Raw genomic sequence first — 20,880 nt, 5'->3', positions numbered from 1 at the left:
GGGCGGCGGGTGGCGCAAGCAAGCACGGGGATCTCTCGTACAGTTTGGGCCGTGGGATCTCTGCGCAATCCGGTCGGGCCGCTTCCCTCCTCCATCTACTGGCGAAGGAGGGTCGTACTGCTGTCCGTGGTGGCCGTGTTGGCACTGCTGATCTTGTGGATCGCCACCTCCGGCGGCGGGGGCGGCAAGAAGACCGCCGCCGGGTCCAACGGCAAGAATCCCGCGCCCACGATCACGCCGGGGCCGTCCTCGTCCGGGCCCGCGATCAGCCAACACCCGGGCGGGCGCGACGAGTCGAGCGGCGGAGCCGCCGGTGGGAGCGGTTCCGGGTCCGGCGACGGCAGCGGCTCGGGCGCCGGGTCCTCCGGGGCCGGTGACGGCTCGGGTGGCGGCAACGTGGGTACGGGCGACACGCTCCCGGCGTCCTCCTCCCTGCCCAACTGCACCTCATCCGCAGTGACGTTGAGCCTGCGCAGCCTGCACAACTCCTACTCGCCGGACCAGACCCCGACCTTCGAACTCACCGCGAAGAGCAGTTCACCCACCGACTGCAAGATCGATCTCGGGCCCAGGAGCGCGGTGTTGACGATCACGCCGTCGGACGGCGGCGCCGCGTTCTGGTCGTCGGCCGACTGTCCCCAGGGTGCGGGGAGCCTGGTGTTCCGGGTGCCGTCGGGCCAGAGCATCGCGTACACGGTGAAGTGGGACCGCAGGCCGAGCGCTGCGCACTGTGCGACGCCCTCCGGGGGTTCGGCCAAGACAGGGACGTATCTGCTGGAGGCGAAGACGCCGGGGTTCGGGAAGGTGCAGGCGTCGTTCGTGCTGTCGGCCGACTGAGGGGCGGGCGGCGCGGTTCGTCGTCGGGTGCGGGCGTGCGGGGGTTCCTCGCGCCCCTTGGGTGGCTGAGCTGCAGCTTGCTTTCAGGGGCGCTGGGAACTGTGTGGACGGCCACGGTGCACCCGCAGCCGCCGGACCACCATGCTTCCCGAGCTATCGGGCGCCCGGCCCGAACTCAGACGTAGCGCTCCAGGATGGAGGACTCGGCCAGGCGCGACAGGCCCTCCCGCACGCTCCTCGCGCGGGCCTCGCCCACGCCGTCCACGGTCTGCAGATCGTCCACGCTGGCAGCGAGCAGCTTCTGCAGGCCCCCGAAATGCTCCACCAGCCGGTCGATGATCGCGCCCGGGAGGCGCGGCACCTTCGCCAGCAGCCGGAAGCCCCGCGGGGACACCGCGGAGTCGAGGGTCTCGGGAGACCCGGTGTAGCCCAGCCCACGCGCCACCGTGCTGAGTTCGAGCAGCTCCGCGTGGGTCAGGGCGTCCAGCTCGGACAGCGCCTCCTCGACCGTACGGGACCGTTTCGCCGTCGGCTCGGGGACGTAGTCCCGGACGACCAGCTCACGGTCGGGCTCGACCCCGGCGATCAACTCCTCCAGCTGGAGTGCGAGCAGACGCCCGTCCGTGCCCAGTTCGACCACGTATTCGGCGATTTCGGTGGCGATACGGCGGACCATCTCCAGTCGCTGCGCGACGGCGGACACGTCCCGCACCGTCACCAGGTCCTCGATCTCCAGCGCCGAGAGGGTGCCGGCCACCTCGTCCAGGCGCAGCTTGTACCGCTCCAGCGTGGCCAGTGCCTGGTTCGCCCGGGACAGGATCGCCGCCGAGTCCTCCAGGACGCGGCGCTGACCGTCGACGTAGAGCGCGATCAGCCGCATCGACTGGGAGACGGAGACCACGGGGAAGCCGACCTGCTTGCTGACCCGGTCCGCCGTACGGTGCCGGGTGCCGGTCTCCTCCGTCGGGATCGTCGGGTCCGGCACCAGCTGCACACCGGCGCGCAGGATCTTCGACAGGTCCGAGGACAGCACGATGCCGCCGTCCAGCTTGCACAGCTCCCGCAGCCGGGTCGCGGTGAACTCCACGTCCAGCACGAACCCGCCCGTGCACATCGCCTCGACCGTCTTGTCGGAGCCGAGGACGATGAGCCCGCCGGTGTTGCCGCGCAGGACGCGCTCAAGGCCGTCGCGCAGGGCCGTACCCGGAGCCACGGCGCTCAGCGAGGCGCGCATCAGGCCATCGGAACCGGCACTCCCACCGGACTTTCCGGGAGCTGCTGCCCGGTCGTTGGCTGCCACTGCACTCCTCCGGTCGCAGGTTCTGACGCGCCCCCGCACCCGCACTCGGTTCGTACGGACGGGCGAGACCTGCGCAAAGTCTACCGGCGCTCCTCCGCCTCCCGTGGGGCCTCTCGGCGACGCGAGCGTGGCAGCACCCGCAGCGCGTCCCCCATGTCGGCCACTTCCAGGACCTTCATGCCGGGCGGCACCTTGCCCGGATCGGTCGGCACGAGCGCGTGCGTGAAGCCCAGCCGGTGCGCCTCGGAGAGCCTGCGCTGCACACCCGTGACCCGTCTGACCTCGCCCGCGAGGCCCACCTCGCCGATGGCCACCAGGTTCTTCGGCAGCGGGGTGTCACTGGCGGCGGAGGCCAGCGCGAGCGCGATCGCGAGGTCGGCGGCCGGCTCCGACAGCTTCACCCCGCCCACCGTCGCGGAGTAGATGTCCCGCTTGCCGAGCGCGCTGATCCGGCCGCGCTGCTCCAGGACGGCCAGCATCATCGACACGCGCGAGGTCTCCAGGCCCGAGGTCGTACGCCGCGGGGAGGGGATCTGGGAGTCGACGGTCAGCGCCTGCACCTCGGCCACCAGCGGGCGGCGGCCCTCCAGGGTGACGGTCAGGCAGGTGCCGGGGACCGGTTCGTCCCGACGTGTCAGGAAAAGTCCGCTCGGGTCGGCCAGGCCCGTGATGCCCTCGTCGTGCAGCTCGAAGCAGCCGACCTCGTCCGTGGCGCCGTAGCGGTTCTTCACGCCGCGCACCAGGCGCAGGCGCGCGTGCCGGTCGCCCTCGAAGTGCAGGACGACGTCCACCAGGTGCTCCAGCAGGCGGGGCCCCGCGATCGCGCCGTCCTTGGTGACATGGCCCACCAGCAGCGTGGACATCCCGCGCTCCTTGGAGGCGCGGATCAGCGCCCCCGCCACCTCCCGCACCTGGGCCATGCCGCCGGGTGCGCCCTCGATCTGCGGGGAGGCGACCGTCTGCACCGAGTCGAGGATCAGCAGGGACGGCTTCACCTCGTCCAAGTGGCCGAGGACGGCGGACAGATCGGTCTCTGCGGCCAGATACAGCTCGTCGTGGAGGGCGCGGATGCGGTCCGCGCGCAGCCGCACCTGGCTCGCCGACTCCTCGCCCGTGACATACAGCGTGCGGTGCTCCGCGCTCGCGGACTTGGCGGCCACGTCCAGCAGCAGCGTGGACTTGCCGACGCCGGGCTCGCCGGCCAGCAGCACGACCGCGCCGGGCACCAGGCCGCCGCCGAGCACCCGGTCCAGCTCGGGCACCCCGGTCGGGCGGGCGGTGGCCTGCCGGCCGTCGACCTGGCCGATGGGCAGCGCGGAGGTGGTGACACGGCCCGGGGCCGTCGTACGGACCGCGGGCGCGCCGTACTCCTCGATCGTGCCCCAGGCCTGGCACTCGGGGCAGCGGCCGAGCCACTTGGCCGTCTGCCAGCCGCACTCGGTGCAGCGGTAGGACGGGCGGTCCTTGGTGGTCTTGGTACGGGCAGCCATGCGGAAACCGTAGCCCGCGCCACTGACAACCGGTCCCCGGGCCGCCGAAGGTCCTCCCCGGGCCACTGACTGGGGCCTCGCCGGAGATGCGCCGGCGGGTGAACCGGTATCGGCCATGACCCGTCGGGATCGAGCCACGGAACAAAGGGTTCCTGTCCCCTTATGAGGGATCGTTTCACCCGTACGGATTAAAAGTGCTCAAGGTGAGAGAAGGGGCACTCCGTCGCCGCCTACGGTCGCACGGGTGATGAGCAGTAGCCCGGAGACCACCACCCGCACCAGTGGCGCGCACTGGGCGCAGCGCGAGGCGCGTGCAGCACGAGAGGCGTGGGAAGGGCGCGACCGCGTCGCCGGGCGCACCCTCGCCCAGCGGCCGCCGGCGCGCTACGACCCCTACCTGGACGGGCTGTTCACCTACTGCCTGTCGGTGCTGTGCGACCACGACGCGGCCACCGCCGCCCTCGGCGACGTCCTCGCGCTGGCCGAGCGGCGCGGACAGCGCCTCCCCGAGGCCGCCGCCGATCGCAGGGCCTGGCTGTACGCGCTGGCCCGCTGGGCGTGCCTGCGCAAGCTGGCCGAGGCCAAGCAGAAACGTCAGGCCACCCATGCGGCAGGCCGTACCGCGGCCGCGAGCAAGGTCCCCGAGCAGTCGGTGGCCCCGGAGGTCCAGGAACAGCGCCGCCGCGAACTGTCCCTGCTGGCCTGGCCGGAGGCGGCCGGTACGACCCCCGAGCAGCGCGAGGCCCTGGAGCTGGCCGTCCGCCACCATCTCGCCGCGCACGAGGTCGCCGCCGTCCTCGGCATGGAACCCGCCGCCGCGCGCGACCTGCTCGCCACGGCCGCCTGCGAGGTCGAGCGCACCCGTGCGGCCCTCGCCGTCGTCGAGACCGGCGGCTGCCCCAGCGTGGCCCACCTCACGGGGGACAGCCGACTCGTCCTCAGCACGGCCCTCCGCCGCGAGCTGGTCCGGCACGTCGACGACTGCCCGCGCTGCCGCCGCACCGCCGAGCGCGCCGTCCCCGGCCACTGGCCCGGCGCCACGGTCACGCCCGCCGAACTGCCCGTCCTGGAGGCCCCCCGCGCGGCCCTCCACATCGCCCTGGCCCACTACCCACGCGCGCGTGGCGCTGCGGCTCCCCGCTTCGACCGGCGCGGCTTCCCGATGGACCCCAAGGACCGCGCGGCCCGCCGGGACCGGCTACGCGCGCGTGCCGTGACGACGACCGTCGTCGCCACGGTGGTGGCCGCCCCCGTCCTCGCCCTGTGGGCCGCCTACCGGGGCGCCCCTACGGCGGACGGCGACGGCCCCTCCGCCACCGCGCACGAGGCACAGGGCCCCGACGGCCTCGGCAGCGACTCGGCAGGCGGCTACGAGAACGCCGGGAACGCCCGCGTGAAGCCCGGCGCGCACCTCGGCAAGGACGGCACGGCGGACGTCTCCGTGGAGGTCGTCAGCGTCGCCGGGGTGGGCGAGAAGAACTCCGGGCGGCTTGACGTCAGCGCCGCGAACGACGGCGACACCACGCTGATCACCCTCACCGCCGACGACTCCTCCCCGGTCCGGTGGTCCGGGTCCACCTCGGCGCCCTGGCTCTACCTCAGCCAGTCCTCGGGAACCCTCGGCCCCGGCGAAACGTTGACGATCAAGGTGTACGTGGACCACCTCCGCGAGCCCTCCGGCCACTGGCACGCCCAGCTGGCGATCTCCCCGGCCGGCACCGTGGTCACCATCGAGGGCTACGGCAAGGCCCCGACCCGCCACCCCACACCGACCCCCTCGCCCACCACCCCCACGCCCAGCACCCCGCCTCCGACCCCCACGACCCCACCGCCCACCCAATCCCCACCCCCCACCCCGACCGACCCACCGTCCCCCTCCGACTCCCCGACACCGACCCCACCTCCGTCCACCACAGACACACCGAGCCCTTCTGGCAGCTAGGGGTGGCTGTTTGCGGGGGAGCGGGGAGGGCGTGGAGGGTGCCGGGGGCGGTGTCCTCGTCCTCCGGCTCTCCGATGCCGACGGCGTGCGATTCCGGTACGCGGAGGCTTGCGGGCGGCTCGGGATGGTTATGGGGGAGGCCGGAGTGCTGGGGTGGGCGTTTGCCTTCGTCCTCCGGCCTTGCGATGCCGACAGCGTGCGATACCGGTATGTGGAGGCTTGCAGGCGGCTCGGGGTGTTCTTGGGAGGGGGAGGGTGCGGGGGGTGGCTGTCTTCATCCTCCGGCCCTGAGATACCGAGGGCGTCCAATACCGGCGCGAAGGCCTTCTGGTGCCGAGGGGGCTGGGGGAGGGCGCGGCGGTGGGCGGCCGTCTTTGCCCTCTGGCTCCCCGATGCCGACGGCGTTCGATATCGGCAAGCGGAGGCTTGCGGGCGACTCGGGGGCGCTTGGGACGGGGCTTGGGGGTGGGCGACGTCGACGGCCGACGGAGACGGGGGGAGGGCCAAGGCTGGGCCAGGGCTGGGGCCTGGGGCAGGTGCTGGGATTTGCGCGCCGCCGACCATCGCCAGGCAAGCGGCTGCCGGCGCCTGCGGTGCCGTTCCCCGGCATGCGGCTGGCGGTCCACTACACCGACCCGCCCATCGGTCGCCGAACCGACCAGTGCCCCGGCATGCGGTTGGCGACCCACTCGCCGGCCCTTGCCCATCGGTCGTCGAACCGACCGCCACCCCTGGTCAAGCGTTGTCGAACCGACCACTGTCCGCGGCCTGCGGCGCACTCCGCCAATGTCCGCGACCTGCGGCCACCCGCCGACCCCTGCCCATCGGCCACGAACCGACCACTGCCCCCGGGCAAGCGGCTGTCGAACCGACCACGGCCCCCGGCTACCCGCTGGCGGCCCACCCCGCCGACCCTGCCCATCGGCCGCGAACCGACCACCGCCCCAGGACAAGCGCCCTCGAACCGACCGCTGCCCCGGCCATGCGGCTTCGAACCCACCGCTGCCCCACCGCTGCCCCGCCATGCCGTCGCCCGCCCCGGCCGGTGCCCCTTCAGTTGGCCGAGGCGGGTGGGTGGGTGGGCGAGGGGGGGTGGGGTGGTGGAGTTACCGGGGCGGGTCGGCTGGGTGGGGGGCGAGGAGGGGGAGCTGGGATGCCAGTCGGGCTTCGCACAGCTCGACCAGGCGGTCGTAGCCGGCCTTGCCCATCAGTTCGGTCAGCTCGGCCCGGTAGGAGACGTACACCGGGTCGCCCGCGCCGTGCGCGGAGGTCGCCGAGGTGCACCACCAGTGCAGGTCGTGGCCGCCCGGGCCCCAGCCCCTGCGGTCGTACTCGCCGATCGAGACCTGGAGGACGCGCGTGTCGTCGGGGCGGTCGATCCAGTCGTACGTCCGCCGGATCGGCAGCTGCCAGCACACGTCCGGCTTGGTCTCCAGCGGCTCCCGGCCCTCCCGCAGCGCGAGGATGTGCAGCGAGCAGCCCGCGCCGCCCGCGAAACCGGGGCGGTTCTGGAAGATGCACGAGCCGTTGTACGGGCGGGTCTGGCGGGAGCCCTCGTCGTCCTCGGAGACCCAGCCGTTCCGGGTGCCCTCGTCGTGGTGCTGCCAGATCTCCGGGGTGAGCCGTGCCACATGCCCGGCGACCCGCTTCTCGTCGTCCTCGTCCGAGAAGTGCGCGCCCAGCGAGCAGCACCCGTCGTCCGCGCGGCCCGCCTGGATGCCCTGGCAGCCGCTGCCGAAGATGCAGTTCCAGCGAGAGGTCAGCCATGTCAGATCACAGCGGAAGACCTGTTCGTCGTCCGCGGGATCCGGAAACTCCACCCAGGCGCGCGCGAAGTCGAGCCCCTTCTCGTCGCTCCGCTTCGGGGCCGCCTGCGGGGACTTCTTGGACGTGGACGCCTTCGCCTGCGAAGAATCCTTCAATCCCTTGGAGGATTTGTGGTTCTTCGCCTTTTTCGTCTTTGGCACGCGTCCAGGGTAAGTGGCCGAGGGCCGCTCCGGGGACCGTGGACGGACGATCTGGCAGTAGCGTTCCGTATATGAGACTCGGTGTCCTGGACGTGGGTTCGAACACGGTGCATCTGCTGGTGGTGGACGCCCACCCCGGCGCGCGCCCGCTGCCCGCGCATTCGCACAAGGCCGACCTGCGGCTCGCCCAACTGCTCGACGGCAGCGGTGCCATCGGCGACGACGGCATCCACAAGCTGGTCGACGTCGTGCGGGACGCGCTCCAGGCCGCCGAGGACAAGGGTGTCGAGGATCTGCTGCCGTTCGCGACCTCCGCCGTCCGCGAGGCCACCAACGCCGATGACGTCCTCGCGCGCGTGGAGGAGGAGACGGGCGTACGGCTTCAGGTCGTCACCGGCCCGGAGGAAGCCCGTCTGACCTTTCTCGCGGTCCGCCGCTGGTTCGGCTGGTCCGCCGGAAAGCTGCTGGTCCTGGACATCGGCGGCGGTTCCCTGGAGATCGCCTACGGCATAGACGAGGAGCCGGACGCCGCCGTCTCCCTGCCGCTCGGCGCCGGCCGGCTCACCGCGGGCTGGCTGCCCGGCGACCCGCCCGCTCCCGATGCGGTGCGCACGCTGCGCCGCCACGTCCGTGCGGAGATCGCCCGCACGGTCGGCGAGTTCAGCCGCTTCGGCGCCCCCGACCACGTGGTCGCCACCTCCAAGACCTTCAAGCAGCTCGCCCGTATCGCCGGCGCCGCCCGCAGCGCCGAGGGCCTCTACGTCCAGCGGGAACTCAAGCGCGAGTCCCTGGAGGCCTGGGTGCCGCGCCTGGCCGGCATGACCGATGACCAGCGCCGTGAGCTTCCGGGGGTGTCCGAGGGCAGGGCCGGTCAGCTGTTGGCGGGCGCCCTGGTCGCCGAGGGCGCGATGGACCTGTTCGGCGTGGAGAGCCTGGAGATCTGCCCGTGGGCCCTGCGGGAAGGCGTGATCCTCCGGCGCCTCGATCACATGAACTCCGATTAGCGCCCCGAATCAGCGCCCCGAAAGGGGCGCGGGCTGTATCGATGTGCGGCTCCGCCGCGTGGGCGCGAGGAGCGACCACGCACCCGCAGTCGCCCGCACTCACGCAAATGGCGAACGTCACAACGGCGAACAGGCACCCGACCCCCGAGCCGCTCAACCCCTTAAGGTGACGGACGTGGCTGAACCAACGGACGTGCCCATCGCGCTGTCGACGGCCTCCGTGTACCCGGAGTCCACGGCGACGGCCTTCGAGATCGCCGCGCGCCTCGGGTACGACGGCGTCGAGGTCATGGTGTGGACCGACCCGGTCAGCCAGGACATCGAGGCGCTGCGCCGCCTGTCGGACTACCACGGCGTTCCGGTCCTGGCGGTCCACGCCCCCTGCCTGCTGATCACCCAGCGGGTCTGGTCGACGGACCCCTGGGTCAAGCTGCAGCGGGCCCGGGCGGCCGCCGAGAAGCTGGGTGCCTCCACCGTCGTCGTACACCCGCCCTTCCGCTGGCAGCGGCAGTACGCGCGCGACTTCGTCGACGGGATCTGGCGGATGGCGGGCGAGACGGACGTGCGGTTCGCCGTCGAGAACATGTACCCGTGGCGCTACCGCGACCGCGAGATGCTCGCCTACGCCCCCGACTGGGACGTCACCCAGCACGACTACCGGCACTTCACGATCGACCTCAGCCACACGGCGACCGCCCGCACGGACGCCCTGGACATGATCGACCGCATGGGTGACCGCCTCGGCCATGTGCACCTCGCCGACGGCCGGGGCTCGGCCAAGGACGAGCACCTGGTGCCCGGCCGCGGCACCCAGCCCTGCGCCGAGGTGCTGGAGCACCTGACCCGCTCCGGCTTCGACGGCCATGTCGTCATCGAGGTCAACACCCGGCGGGCGATGTCCAGCGCCGAGCGCGAGGCCGACCTCGCCGAGGCCCTGGCCTTCACCCGCAAGCACCTGGCGTCGGCGGTACGGGTGCCCCGGCCGTGACCGAGAACGAGCCGTCCGGCCGCAGAAGAGGCAGACCCCCGCGCACGGAGTCCGCGGGCACCCGCGACCGCATCCTCACCGCGGCCCGCGAGGAGTTCTCCGAGCGCGGCTACGAGAAGACGTCCGTCCGCGGCATCGCCAAGGCGGCCGGCGTCGACTCCGCGCTGGTCCACCACTACTTCGGCACCAAGGAGCAGGTCTTCGAGGCGGCCGTCGCCGTGGCCTTCGCGCCCGCGCTGGACGCGCCGGTCGCGGTCGCCGACGGACCGCTGGAGGGGGTGGGGGAGCGGCTCACCCGCTTCATCTTCGGTATCTGGGAGAACCCCACGACCCGCGTCCCGCTGCTGGCCATCGTGCGCTCGGCCGTCAACAACGACACCGCGGCCGCCGTGTTCCGCCGCCTGATCGCCTCCCAGCTGCTGCGCCGTATCGCGGCCCAGGTGGACCTGCCGGACCCGGAGCTGCGCGCCGAGCTGGCCGCCGCCCAGCTGGTGGGTACGGCGATGATGCGTTACGTGATCAAACTGGAGCCGCTGGCGTCGGCGGACCTGGAGCAGATCATCGCGCGCGTCGCCCCCGTCGTACAGCACCACCTCACGGACCGGTGAAATGCTTGTCCCGTATTCCGGACAACCGTGTCCAGCACTTGGAGCGGCGGCGTAGTCTCGTAGACACCCAGAACTCTCTGGACATATAGCCAGAAGGTCTTCGAAGGAGCGAGCGACGATGCCCGAGCTGAGGTCCCGCACAGTCACCCACGGCCGCAACATGGCGGGCGCCCGCGCCCTGATGCGCGCCTCCGGTGTACCGGGTGCGGACATCGGCCGGAAGCCGATCATCGCGGTCGCCAACTCCTTCACCGAGTTCGTGCCGGGCCACACCCACCTCCAGCCGGTCGGCCGGATCGTCAGCGAGGCGATCACGGAGGCGGGCGGCATCCCGCGCGAGTTCAACACGATCGCCGTGGACGACGGCATCGCCATGGGCCACGGCGGCATGCTCTACTCCCTGCCCTCCCGCGACCTGATCGCGGACAGCGTGGAGTACATGGTCGAGGCCCACTGCGCCGACGCCATGGTCTGCATCTCCAACTGCGACAAGATCACCCCGGGCATGCTGCTGGCGGCCCTGCGCCTGAACATCCCGACGGTCTTCGTCTCCGGCGGCCCGATGGAGGCCGGCCGCGCCACGCTCGTGGACGGCACGGTCCGCACCCTCGACCTGGTCGACGCGATCTCCGACGCCGTCAACGACAAGATCTCCGACGAGGACATCCTCCGTATCGAGGAGAACGCCTGCCCGACCTGCGGCAGCTGTTCCGGCATGTTCACCGCCAACTCGATGAACTGCCTGACGGAGGCCATCGGCCTCTCGCTCCCCGGCAACGGCTCGGTCCTCGCCACCCACACCGCTCGCAAGCAGCTCTACGTCGACGCGGCCCGCACGGTCATGGACATCACCCGCCGCTACTACGAGCAGGACGACGACTCGGTCCTCCCGCTCAATGTCGCCACGTTCCAGGCCTTCGAGAACGCCATGGCCCTGGACATCGCGATGGGCGGCTCCACGAACACGATCCTGCACCTGCTGGCCGCCGCCCAGGAGGCGGGCGTCCCCTTCGGCCTGGAGCAGATCGACGCCGTCTCGCGCCGCGTCCCCTGCCTGGCGAAGGTCGCCCCGAACGTCGCGAAGAACCGCACGTACTACATGGAGGACGTGCACCGCGCCGGCGGCATCCCGGCCCTGCTCGGCGAACTGCACCGCGCGGGCCAGCTCAACGAGGACGTGCACGCGGTCCACAGCCCCTCCCTGGCCGACTGGCTGAAGACCTGGGACGTCCGCGGCGGCTCCCCGTCCCCCGAGGCGGTCGAGCTGTGGCACGCGGCCCCCGGCTGTGTCCGCTCCGCCGAGGCCTTCTCCCAGTCCGAACGCTGGGAGGCCCTGGACGACGACGCCGAGAACGGCTGCATCCGCTCCGTCGAGCACGCGTACTCCAAGGACGGCGGCCTCGCGGTCCTCAAGGGCAACCTGGCGGTCGACGGCTGCGTCGTGAAGACGGCCGGTGTCGACGAGTCGATCTGGACCTTCGAGGGTCCGGCAGTGGTCTGCGAGTCCCAGGAGGAGGCCGTCCAGCGCATCCTCACCCAGGAGGTCAAGGACGGCGACGTCGTCGTCATCCGCTACGAGGGCCCCAAGGGCGGCCCCGGCATGCAGGAGATGCTCTACCCGACCTCGTACCTGAAGGGCCGCGGCCTCGGCAAGACCTGCGCCCTGATCACCGACGGCCGCTTCTCCGGCGGCACCTCGGGCCTGTCGATCGGCCACGCCTCCCCGGAGGCGGCCTCCGGCGGCACCATCGCCCTCGTGCAGGACGGCGACCGCATCCGCATCGACATCCCGAACCGCACGATCGAGCTGCTGGTCGACGAGGCCGAACTGACCCGCCGCGAAGCGTCCCTGAACGGCGTGTACGCCCCCAAGAACCGCGAGCGCAAGGTGTCCGCGGCGCTGAAGGCCTACGCCGCGATGGCGACCAGCGCCGACAAGGGCGCCGTCCGCGATGTGACCAGGCTGGGCTGAGCCGCCGTACGACCGTCAGGGGCCGCCTCCGCCGGGGGCGGCCCCTTCGGCTGTCACCGGTCGGCTGTCACCGGCCGGCGGTCACCAGTCGGCCGGGTTGCGGGCGGCCACGCCGAACACGGTGCCGTCGGGAGCACCGGCGTAGACGTGGTCGTCGTGCAGCACGGGGGCGGCAGGCGCTCCCGCGATCGTCGTCGCGGCGTCGCCGAGGCGGGCGGGCGTCTGCCCGACGAGAACCCCCCGGCGGGCGTCGACGGCGAGGAGCCGCCCGTCGCCCGCCGTGAAGTACACGTACCTGTCGTCCGCGACGGGCGCCGAACCACGGCTCACCGAGGTCTCCATGCGCCACAGGTGCTTCCGCGCGGCCATGTCCACGGCTTCGAGGGAGCCGCCGGCGCCGAGGAGGTACACGATGTTCCCGTGCACGGTGGCCTGGGCGGCCTGGCTGGCCAGCCGCAGCTCCACGCGCTGCGTCGACCGGGTCCCCGGGGTGTAGCGGACGACCGCCTTCGTCTCCCCGTAGACACGGTCGACGGAGAGGAAGAAGACGGAGCCGTCCGCGGTCCCGACCGGCGTGAGCGCCCCCTTCAGCCGGGCCTGCCAGCGCACGTCACCACTGCGCGGGTCCACGGCGGACACCTGGGTGCTCGATCCGTCGCCGGACGTGCTGGTGGCGTACGCCAGCGCGTCGCCCGGGAAGGAGACGAACGACGGCCTGCTCTGACCGGCGATCCGGAGGTTCCAGCGGGTGGCGCCCGACGCGCCGTCGACGCCGGTGACCTTGCCGCCGGCATCGGTGAGCAGGGCCGTCCCGTCCGTGTACCGGACCGTCGTGTCCCGGGGCAGCCGCCGCTTCCAGACCTCGTCCCCCGAACCCGGCCGGAGCGCCGCGAGCTGCGCACCGCCGTCCGTGTACGGCTGCACCGATCCGGCCGAGAGGACCGGCGGTCCGCTCACCTGCCTGGCCGCGACCGGGTGGCGCCACAGCAGCTTTCCGTCGGACGGGGAGAGGGCGAAGACCACGCCGGGCTGCGCGCACAGCAACTTCCCCGCCCCGTACGAGCACTGCGGCATCCCCGACGCCTTGGGCACCGGCCTGGCCGCCCAGGAGCTGAACGCGGCCGCCCTGGTCCGGGGGTTCGGGCCGGCCGGCGTACCGCCGTCGCCCCCGATCAGCTGGACGGACACCAGCGCGGCGGCCGCGACGAGAGCGAGCGCCCCGGCGCCCACCGCCACCTTCCTGCCGACCCGCCTCCTGGCGGGGGCCTCGGGCCGCCCGGCGTCCGGCTTCGGAGCCGGTCCCCCGCCCGTACGCTGCGCCGGTATGAACGCTTGGGTGTCGTACGAGGCCGCCACCGACCGCAGCTCCCGCATCAGCTCATCGGGGGTCGGCCGGTCCTCGGGCTCCTTGGCGAGACAGCGCAGCACCAACGGCACCAGGTTCTCCGGCACGCCGGTCAGATCGGGCTCGTCGTGCACCACCTGGTAGGCGACGACATACGGGCTGTCGGAGTCGAACGGCCCCCGACCGGTGGCCGCGTGCACCATCACCGACCCGAGCGCGAAGATGTCGGCGGCGGGCCCGACCTCCCTCGGCCGCCGGAACTGCTCGGGTGCCATGAAGGGCGGCGTACCGATCAACTTGCCGGTCTCGGTGCGCAGTTCACTGTCCTTGGGGCGGGAGATACCGAAGTCGATGACTTTCGGCCCGTCCTCGGCGAGCAGCACATTGCTCGGCTTCAGATCCCGGTGGACGACCCCCACCCGATGGATGTCGCGCAACGCCTCCGCCAGCCCCGCCATCAGCCGGCGCAACTGCGGAGCGGCCAAGGGACCGTTCCGCTTCACCTCGTCGGAGAGGGTCGGACCGGGAATGAACAGCGTGGCCATCCAGGGCCGTTCAGCCTCCGGATCGGCGTCCACGACGGACGCGGTGAAGGCGCCGCTCACCCTCCGGGCGGCCCCCACCTCCTGCCGGAAACGGCTCCTGAACTCGGGATCCCTGGCGAACTCGGCGTGTACGACCTTCACCGCGAGCTTCATCCCGGAGGTGCTGCGGGCCAGATGGACGACCCCCATGCCGCCCGAGCCCAAAGACGATTCCAGACGGTAGTGACCGGCGTACTCGGGAAGTTCCGCTTCCGCGCCCGCTCCCGTGTTCCTGCGTGGCGCCATGGGACCACCCCCGTGCTGTTCATCCGCGCGCGCGACGCACGGAGCCTAGTCGATGACTCGTGCGAGACAGAGGCGGCTTGCTAGCCTTCGCGCGCGAGTCGCGCACAGGTGTTCCGTGGCTCGTTCCGGGCACATCGACAGACCCCATGACCGCCATGGGGTGGAACGGGGGGCTTTCATGTCAGTAGACCGCGCCGCAGAGGCCGCCGAGGCCGCCGAGGCCGCCACGGATTCGCTGCGTTACTACTCCGTCGCCCCGGGCTGCCGCCTGAACGTCCGCAGCGGCCCCGGCACCGACTACAACATCGTCCGCGTCCTGCCCCTCGGCGCCAAGGTCCCGGTCTTCTGCCAGGCCTCGGGCACCAGGGTCTCCGGCCCGTACGGCACGACGGACATCTGGGACAACATCAACAACGGGGAGTACGTCTCCGACGCCTACGTCCAGACCGGCAGCGACGGCTACATCGCCCCGCGCTGCAGCTGACCCGCGCCCCGCGCTTCAGCTGACCTGCTCCCCGGGCGAAGCGCCCCGCGCTGCGCCGGACCCCGCCGGGAGCCCGTCCCCGTCCGGCGCCATAATCGTTCCGTGAGCGACGAGACCGGCACCCCGGACACCCCGACGGGCTCCCCGGGCGACGCGGCCCCGAGCGGCGGCCCCCGACCCGAGCCCCTCCGCTTCTTCGGCACCACCTGGGTGAACCACGACCACGGCTACACCGCCCGCCGTGCCGGCGCCGCCCTCGGCTCCCTCGCCGCGGCCGTCGCCTCCTGCCTGGTCCTCCGCTTCGCCTACGAAGGCATCCAGATCGCCGACACCGGCTCCTTCGTGACCGTGCTGATCATCGCCATGTTCGCGATCTGCAGCGCGCTCGCCTTCCGCAACACCTGGGAAGGCTTCGGCAAGCGCCACGACCCGCAGCGCCAGGCCTCCCTGCGCGGCCTGCTCGCCATCGGCTTCGTCGGCTCCCTCCTCGCCTACTTCTTCCGCTCCCTCACCGAGGCCCCGGGCGAGAAGCTGCACCGCGAGGAGTACGAGCAGGCCCGCGAGGCGTACGAGCGCCGCTCCTCCCGGCGCACCGGCAACCCGTCGAAGAAGAAGCGCCGCCGCTGACACCGGCCCCACCGGCCACTGAGCGATGCCTCCGGCCAGGCCGCTCCCTTCCGCCAACACCCCGGCGTCACAAGCGACTTGCCCCAAGCCGTCCGTACGTCATGGAGGCCGGCTGCCCGAGGTGGTGTGCTTGTCCGCATGACCACGACTCCACCGCCCTCGCCCGCGACCCGCGCGCACTCCTTCAACTCCGCCGCCGCCCAGTACGCCGCGAACCGGCCCTCCTACCCGCCCGCCCTCTTCGACACCGTCGAGGAGCTGGCCGGCCGGTCCCTGTCCGGTGCCCGGGTCGTGGACGTCGGTGCCGGCACGGGCATCGCGACCGCCCTCCTGCACGACCGCGGCGCCGACGTCCTCGCCGTCGAACCGGGCGAGGGCATGGCCGCCGAGTTCCGCCGCGGGCTGCCGCATCTCCCGATCGTCCGCGGCAACGGCAACGCCCTCCCCGTCGCCGACGCCTCCGCCGACTTCGTCACCTACGCCCAGGCCTGGCACTGGACCGACACCGCCCGCTCGGTGCCGGAGGCGCTGCGGGTGCTGCGGCCGGGCGGCGCGCTGGCGCTGTGGTGGAACGGCGACGCCCGGGACGTCGAGTGGATCGCCGAGGCCGCCGCCCGTATCGGCGCCTTCTTCGGCGTGGACATCGTCGCCCAGCAGCGGGACGGCAGTCGCACGGAACTGGCCGACCCGAGCGGCCGTCTCGACTTCAGCCGCCGGGAGGTCCGCTGGAGCCGCCGGGTCACGATCGACACCCATCTCGCCAACCTCGGCAGCCACTCGGCATTCCTCCTCACACCCGCCGAGCGCAGGACCGCCTTCCTCGAAGAGGAGCGCGCCCACCTGCTGAAGGTCTTCCCGGACGGCATCGTCGAGGAGACCTACGACGTCCTCCTCCTCGTCGCCACCAAGCCCTGACCCGGGGCCGCCGCTCTTCCCTGCCACCGCCCTTGACGCCCGGCCTGCCGGAGCCAATTATTCATCACATGATGAATAGTGCCGTGCAGGCCGACGGCCTCACCGTCGTCCGCGGCCCCCGCACCGTCCTGCACCACCTCCGCTTCACCGTCCCCCACGGCCAGATCACCGGCCTGCTCGGCCCCTCCGGCTGCGGCAAATCCACCCTCATGCGCGCCATCGTCGGCACCCAGGCCAAGGTCACCGGCACCCTGAACGTCCTCGGCCGGCCCGCCGGCCACCCCACCCTGCGCAGCCGCATCGGCTACGTCACCCAGGCCCCCTCCGTCTACGACGACCTGACCGTCCGCCAGAACCTGGACTACTTCGCCGCGATCCTCGACCCCGGCCGAGCCGCCGCCGAACGACGCCACGAGCACGTCACCCGCGCCCTCACCGACGTCGACCTCACCAGCCACGCCGACGCGGTCGCCGGCACCCTCTCCGGCGGCCAGCGCAGCCGGGTCTCACTCGCCGTGGCCCTGCTCGGAACCCCGGAACTCCTCGTCCTGGACGAACCCACCGTCGGCCTCGACCCCGTCCTGCGCCGCGACCTGTGGAACCTCTTCCACGACATCGCCGCCACCCGCGGCGCCACCCTCCTCGTCTCCTCCCACGTCATGGACGAGGCCGAGCGCTGCCACCGCCTCCTCCTCCTGCGCGAGGGCGAGATCCTCGCCGACGACACCCCCGACGCCCTGCGCACCCGCACCGGCACCGACACCGTCGAGGCCGCGTTCCTGCGCCTGGTCGACGAAGCCGCCACCGCGGCCCGCACCCCGGAGCCGACCCGGCACACCGAGGAGCCGACCCGGCACACCGAGGAGACGATCCGACACACCGAGGAGACGATCCGACACACCGAGGGGACAACCCGATGAGCACGACCGCCCCGGCCGCCCCCACCGGCGCGCTCAACACCTCCCGCACCACCGCCACCGCGGCCCGGGTCCTGCGCCAGCTCCGCCACGACCCGCGCACCATCGCGCTGATGATCCTCGTCCCGTGCCTGATGCTGATCCTGCTGCGCTACGTCTTCGACGGCAGCCCCCGCACCTTCGACAACATCGGCGCATCCCTGCTCGGCATCTTCCCGCTGATCACGATGTTCCTCGTCACCTCCATCGCCACCCTGCGCGAGCGCACGTCCGGCACCCTCGAACGCCTCCTCTCCATGCCCCTCGGCAAAGCCGACCTCATCGCCGGCTACGCCCTCGCCTTCGGCGCCCTCGCCATCGTCCAGTCCGCCCTCGCCACCGGACTCGCGCTGTGGCTGCTCGGCCTCGACGTCACCGGCTCACCCTGGCTGCTCCTCCTCGTCGCCCTCCTCGACGCCCTGCTCGGCACGGCCCTCGGTCTCTTCGTCTCGGCCTTCGCGGCCTCGGAATTCCAGGCGGTCCAGTTCATGCCCGCGGTGATCTTTCCCCAGCTCCTCCTCTGCGGCCTGTTCGCTCCCCGGTCCGACATGCACCCCGCCCTGACCGCGATCTCCGACGTCCTGCCGATGTCCTACGCCGTCGACGGCATGAACCAGGTCCTCCACCACACCGACATGACCGCGACCTTCGTACGAGACGTCCTGATCGTGGCCGGCTGCGCGCTGCTCGTCCTGGCCCTGGGTGCGGCCACCCTCCGGCGCCGCACGACCTGACCCCCGCCCGTGTCCCGCCTGCCGGACAACCACCCGCACCCCGCGGACCCGGTGCGAGGATGACCCCCATGAGCCAGAAAGTCGCAGTCCTCGGCACCGGCAAGATCGGCGAAGCCCTGCTCAGCGGAATGATCCGGGCCGGCTGGGCCACGGCCGACCTCCTGGTCACCGCCCGCCGCCCCGAACGCGCCGAAGAACTCCGCACCCGCTACGGAGTCACCCCGGTCACCAACACCGAGGCAGCCAAGACCGCCGACACCCTCATCCTCACGGTCAAGCCGCAGGACATGGGCACCCTCCTGGACGAGCTGGCCCCGCACGTCCCCGCCGACCGCCTGATCATCAGCGGCGCCGCCGGTATCCCCACCTCCTTCTTCGAGGAGCGCCTGGCCGCAGGCACCCCGGTCGTCCGCGTCATGACCAACACCCCGGCCCTCGTCGACGAGGCCATGTCGGTCATCTCCGCCGGCAGCCACGCCACCGAACAGCACCTCGCGCACGCCGAGGAGATCTTCGGTGCCGTGGGCAAGACGCTCCGCGTCCCCGAGACCCAGCAGGACGCCTGCACCGCCCTGTCCGGATCCGGCCCCGCGTACTTCTTCTATCTGGTCGAGGCCATGACCGACGCCGGCATCCTGCTCGGCCTGCCCCGCGACAAGGCCCACGACCTCATCGTCCAGTCCGCCATCGGCGCCGCCGTGATGCTCCGCGACAGCGGCGAACACCCCGTCAAACTCCGCGAGAACGTCACCTCCCCGGCCGGCACGACCATCAACGCCATCCGCGAACTGGAGAACCACGGCGTCCGAGCCGCCCTCATCGCCGCCCTCGAAGCCGCCCGCGACCGCAGCCGCGAACTCGCCTCCGGCAAGAAGGACTGACCCGGCGCCGGGGGCGACGGCCCGACACCAGCCGCCCGCCCCCGCCCGCCCGAGCCCGCCCGAGGCCACGGGCAGGCTGCGTCGCCTAACGGCCGGCCGGGCTCAACGCCGTATCGAACACGGGCGGCAACAGCCCGATCGCCCGGTACGCCGCATCGACGGTCGGCCGGGCCATCGCCCTCGCCTTCTCCGCACCATCCCGCAGCACCCCCTCCACAAAGGCAGGATCCGCGCACAGCTCCCTGTGCCTGGCCTGCACGGGCCTGAGAACCTCCACCACGGCCTCCGCGGTGTCCTTCTTCAAAGCACCGTACGAGTCGTAAACGGCTGCCAGTGACTCAGGGTTCCCGCCCGTGCACGCAGCGAGAATCTCCAGCAGATTCGCGACCCCCGGCCGCGCCTCCCGGTCGTACTCCACGTCCCGCCCGCTGTCGGTGACGGCACGCATGATCTTCTTCCTCATGTCGTCCGGCTCGTCGAGCAGATAGACGACGCCCAGACCCGAGTCGTCGGACTTCCCCATCTTCGCCGTCGGGTTCTGCAGATTCATCACCCGCGCCGCGACCCCCGGACGGGTCGCCCTCGGCACCACGAACGTGTGCCCGTACCGCTGGTTGAACCGCACCGCCAGATCCCGCGCCAGCTCGACATGCTGCACCTGGTCGTCGCCGACCGGCACCTCGCCCGCGCCGTAGGCCAGGATGTCCGCCGCCATCAGCACCGGATACGTCAGCAGCGACAGCCGCACGGTCCCGCCGCGCTCCCGCACCTTCGCGGTCTTCTCCTTGTACTGGATCATCCGACGCATCTCACCGTCGGTCGCCACGCACTCCAGCAGGTACGACAGTCTCGTGTGCTCGCCGACATGGCTCTGCAGGAACACGGTGCACACCTCGGGATCGAGCCCGGCCGCCAGCATCAGCGTCGCGGTCTGCCGGCTGAGCCTGCGCAATCGCGCCGGATCCTGGTCCACGGTCAGCGCATGCAGATCCACGACGCAGAACAGCGCGTCAGCCTGGTGCTGGTCCGTCTCCACCCAGCGCCGCAGGGCTCCCAGGTAGTTGCCCAACGTCAGATGCCCGGTCGGCTGGATCCCGCTGAAGACCCGCGTCATCTCCACTCCACCTCCTGGTCGGGACCGCCGCTCCTGCGGCCGGCCCCCGGAGTCCGGAGGAGATACGAGAACGGCCGCCGAAGCGGCGGCCGTTGGATGCATACGTGAGTACGGCCGCCGTCAGGCGGCCCACCAAAGCTGGGTACACGTACGCGTCGTCATGCCCACCAGAGTACGCCCTGGGGGCTCTCCCCGGACAAGAGTTGACACGCCTCATGCCGATGCGTAGTGTTCTCCGGGTTGTCCGACGTGAGCGCCGACTTCGGTCGGTCCCCGGACAGCCATTCCGCAAGTACCAACCAGCATTCGACGCTGCGGCGCCGTCTGTTTTGGTGCGCGCATTTGCGAAATGAGGAATCCGCGTTCGAAAGGACGCAGCCCCCGATTAGCTCGGGAGCACGGAATCCGCTAAAGTCTCACTCGTCGGAACGGCCCAGCGGCCGGGAAGACAAGCCCCCCTGACTGGGAGTCAGACGCCGAAAGGATCTGATAGAGTCGGAACCGCCGGAAAGGGAAACGCCGAGCGAAAGCGAAGCGAGAACCTGGAAAGCACCGAGGAAATCGGATCGAGAAAAGATCTGATAGAGTCGGAAACGCAAGAACGAAGGGAAGCCCGGAGGAAAGCCCGAGAGGGTGAGTACAAAGGAAGCGACCGTTCCTTGAGAACTCAACAGCGTGCCAAAAATCAACGCCAGATATGTTGATACCCCGTCTCCAGCATCTGCTGGGGCGAGGTTCCTTTGAAATAACACAGCGAGGACGCTGTGTGCGAGAGGATCATTCCTCCTCTCGCACCGCTCTCGTGGTGTTCATCCCGATTACGGGAAAACATTCACGGAGAGTTTGATCCTGGCTCAGGACGAACGCTGGCGGCGTGCTTAACACA

17 protein-coding genes are annotated in these 20,880 nt (G+C 71.6%); 12 read left to right on the top strand and 5 right to left on the bottom strand.

Annotated elements, in window-relative coordinates:
• The first annotated feature begins 51 nt into the window (after positions 1 to 51).
• Positions 52 to 837, top strand: a complete 786-nt coding sequence (locus tag AB0L75_RS03760) for a hypothetical protein (RefSeq protein WP_365174937.1) — start codon at positions 52 to 54, stop codon at positions 835 to 837.
• Between the two features lie 175 nt (positions 838 to 1,012).
• On the opposite strand, the gene disA is transcribed toward AB0L75_RS03760, so the two are convergent.
• Both disA and radA read right to left on the bottom strand, forming a co-directional pair.
• The gene (gene disA, locus AB0L75_RS03755; RefSeq protein ID WP_365174935.1) at positions 1,013 to 2,137 is read right to left on the bottom strand and encodes a DNA integrity scanning diadenylate cyclase DisA; all 1,125 of its coding nucleotides are present in this window, start codon (positions 2,135 to 2,137) and stop codon (positions 1,013 to 1,015) included.
• A gap of 80 nt (positions 2,138 to 2,217) precedes the next feature.
• Entirely contained in the window at positions 2,218 to 3,627 is a 1,410-nt protein-coding gene (gene radA, locus AB0L75_RS03750) for a DNA repair protein RadA (protein WP_365174933.1), read from the bottom strand.
• Between the two features lie 244 nt (positions 3,628 to 3,871).
• Between radA and AB0L75_RS03745 the strand changes: the two genes are divergently transcribed.
• Entirely contained in the window at positions 3,872 to 5,569 is a 1,698-nt protein-coding gene (locus AB0L75_RS03745) for a hypothetical protein (protein WP_365174931.1), read from the top strand.
• A 1,106-nt stretch (positions 5,570 to 6,675) separates the two neighbouring features.
• Here AB0L75_RS03745 and AB0L75_RS03740 read toward each other — a convergent pair.
• Positions 6,676 to 7,536 (bottom strand): hypothetical protein, encoded by an 861-nt coding sequence (locus AB0L75_RS03740; protein WP_365174929.1) that lies wholly within the window; start codon positions 7,534 to 7,536, stop codon positions 6,676 to 6,678.
• Positions 7,537 to 7,607: 71 nt separating this feature from the next.
• Here AB0L75_RS03740 and AB0L75_RS03735 point away from each other — a divergent pair, with 71 nt between their 5' ends.
• The 4 genes from AB0L75_RS03735 (at position 7,608) to ilvD (ending at position 12,108) form a co-directional block, all read left to right on the top strand.
• Complete coding sequence (locus tag AB0L75_RS03735; RefSeq protein ID WP_365174927.1) at positions 7,608 to 8,540, top strand: Ppx/GppA phosphatase family protein; 933 nt, start codon at positions 7,608 to 7,610, stop codon at positions 8,538 to 8,540.
• Between the two features lie 175 nt (positions 8,541 to 8,715).
• Entirely contained in the window at positions 8,716 to 9,528 is an 813-nt protein-coding gene (locus AB0L75_RS03730; protein WP_365174925.1) for a sugar phosphate isomerase/epimerase, read from the top strand.
• Complete coding sequence (locus AB0L75_RS03725; protein ID WP_365174923.1) at positions 9,525 to 10,136, top strand: TetR family transcriptional regulator; 612 nt, start codon at positions 9,525 to 9,527, stop codon at positions 10,134 to 10,136. The genes AB0L75_RS03730 and AB0L75_RS03725 overlap by 4 nt, the downstream gene beginning before the upstream one ends.
• Positions 10,137 to 10,254: 118 nt before the next feature.
• Positions 10,255 to 12,108 carry a dihydroxy-acid dehydratase gene (gene ilvD / locus AB0L75_RS03720; protein WP_365174921.1) on the top strand — a complete coding sequence of 618 codons (1,854 nt, stop codon included), beginning with the start codon at positions 10,255 to 10,257 and terminating at the stop codon, positions 12,106 to 12,108.
• Between the two features lie 81 nt (positions 12,109 to 12,189).
• Here the strand turns inward: ilvD and AB0L75_RS03715 are convergent, their stop codons facing one another.
• Complete coding sequence (locus AB0L75_RS03715; protein ID WP_365174919.1) at positions 12,190 to 14,283, bottom strand: serine/threonine-protein kinase; 2,094 nt, start codon at positions 14,281 to 14,283, stop codon at positions 12,190 to 12,192.
• Positions 14,284 to 14,461: 178 nt separating this feature from the next.
• Between AB0L75_RS03715 and AB0L75_RS03710 the strand changes: the two genes are divergently transcribed.
• The 6 genes from AB0L75_RS03710 (at position 14,462) to proC (ending at position 18,880) form a co-directional block, all read left to right on the top strand.
• The gene (locus AB0L75_RS03710) at positions 14,462 to 14,767 is read left to right on the top strand and encodes an SH3 domain-containing protein (RefSeq protein WP_365174916.1); all 306 of its coding nucleotides are present in this window, start codon (positions 14,462 to 14,464) and stop codon (positions 14,765 to 14,767) included.
• A 102-nt stretch (positions 14,768 to 14,869) separates the two neighbouring features.
• A complete protein-coding gene (locus AB0L75_RS03705) occupies positions 14,870 to 15,394 on the top strand; it encodes an EamA/RhaT family transporter (RefSeq protein WP_365174914.1) in 525 nt (174 codons plus the stop codon).
• Positions 15,395 to 15,532: 138 nt separating this feature from the next.
• Complete coding sequence (locus tag AB0L75_RS03700; protein ID WP_365174912.1) at positions 15,533 to 16,309, top strand: class I SAM-dependent methyltransferase; 777 nt, start codon at positions 15,533 to 15,535, stop codon at positions 16,307 to 16,309.
• Between the two features lie 68 nt (positions 16,310 to 16,377).
• Positions 16,378 to 17,229, top strand: a complete 852-nt coding sequence (locus AB0L75_RS03695) for an ABC transporter ATP-binding protein (protein WP_365174910.1) — start codon at positions 16,378 to 16,380, stop codon at positions 17,227 to 17,229.
• Positions 17,226 to 17,999: an ABC transporter permease gene (locus AB0L75_RS03690; protein WP_365174907.1), complete on the top strand. Its 774-nt coding sequence runs from the start codon at positions 17,226 to 17,228 to the stop codon at positions 17,997 to 17,999. Before AB0L75_RS03695 ends, AB0L75_RS03690 begins: the two co-directional genes overlap by 4 nt.
• 68 nt (positions 18,000 to 18,067) lie before the next feature.
• Complete coding sequence (gene proC / locus AB0L75_RS03685; protein WP_365174905.1) at positions 18,068 to 18,880, top strand: pyrroline-5-carboxylate reductase; 813 nt, start codon at positions 18,068 to 18,070, stop codon at positions 18,878 to 18,880.
• A gap of 85 nt (positions 18,881 to 18,965) precedes the next feature.
• Here proC and trpS read toward each other — a convergent pair whose 3' ends face one another.
• Positions 18,966 to 19,994, bottom strand: a complete 1,029-nt coding sequence (gene trpS / locus AB0L75_RS03680) for a tryptophan--tRNA ligase (RefSeq protein WP_365176433.1) — start codon at positions 19,992 to 19,994, stop codon at positions 18,966 to 18,968.
• Positions 19,995 to 20,880 lie beyond the last annotated feature (886 nt).

Source organism: Streptomyces sp. NPDC052101, assembly GCF_040680235.1.
In the GTDB taxonomy this organism is placed as follows: domain Bacteria; phylum Actinomycetota; class Actinomycetes; order Streptomycetales; family Streptomycetaceae; genus Streptomyces.
This window is presented reverse-complemented; position numbering and strand designations above follow the sequence as displayed.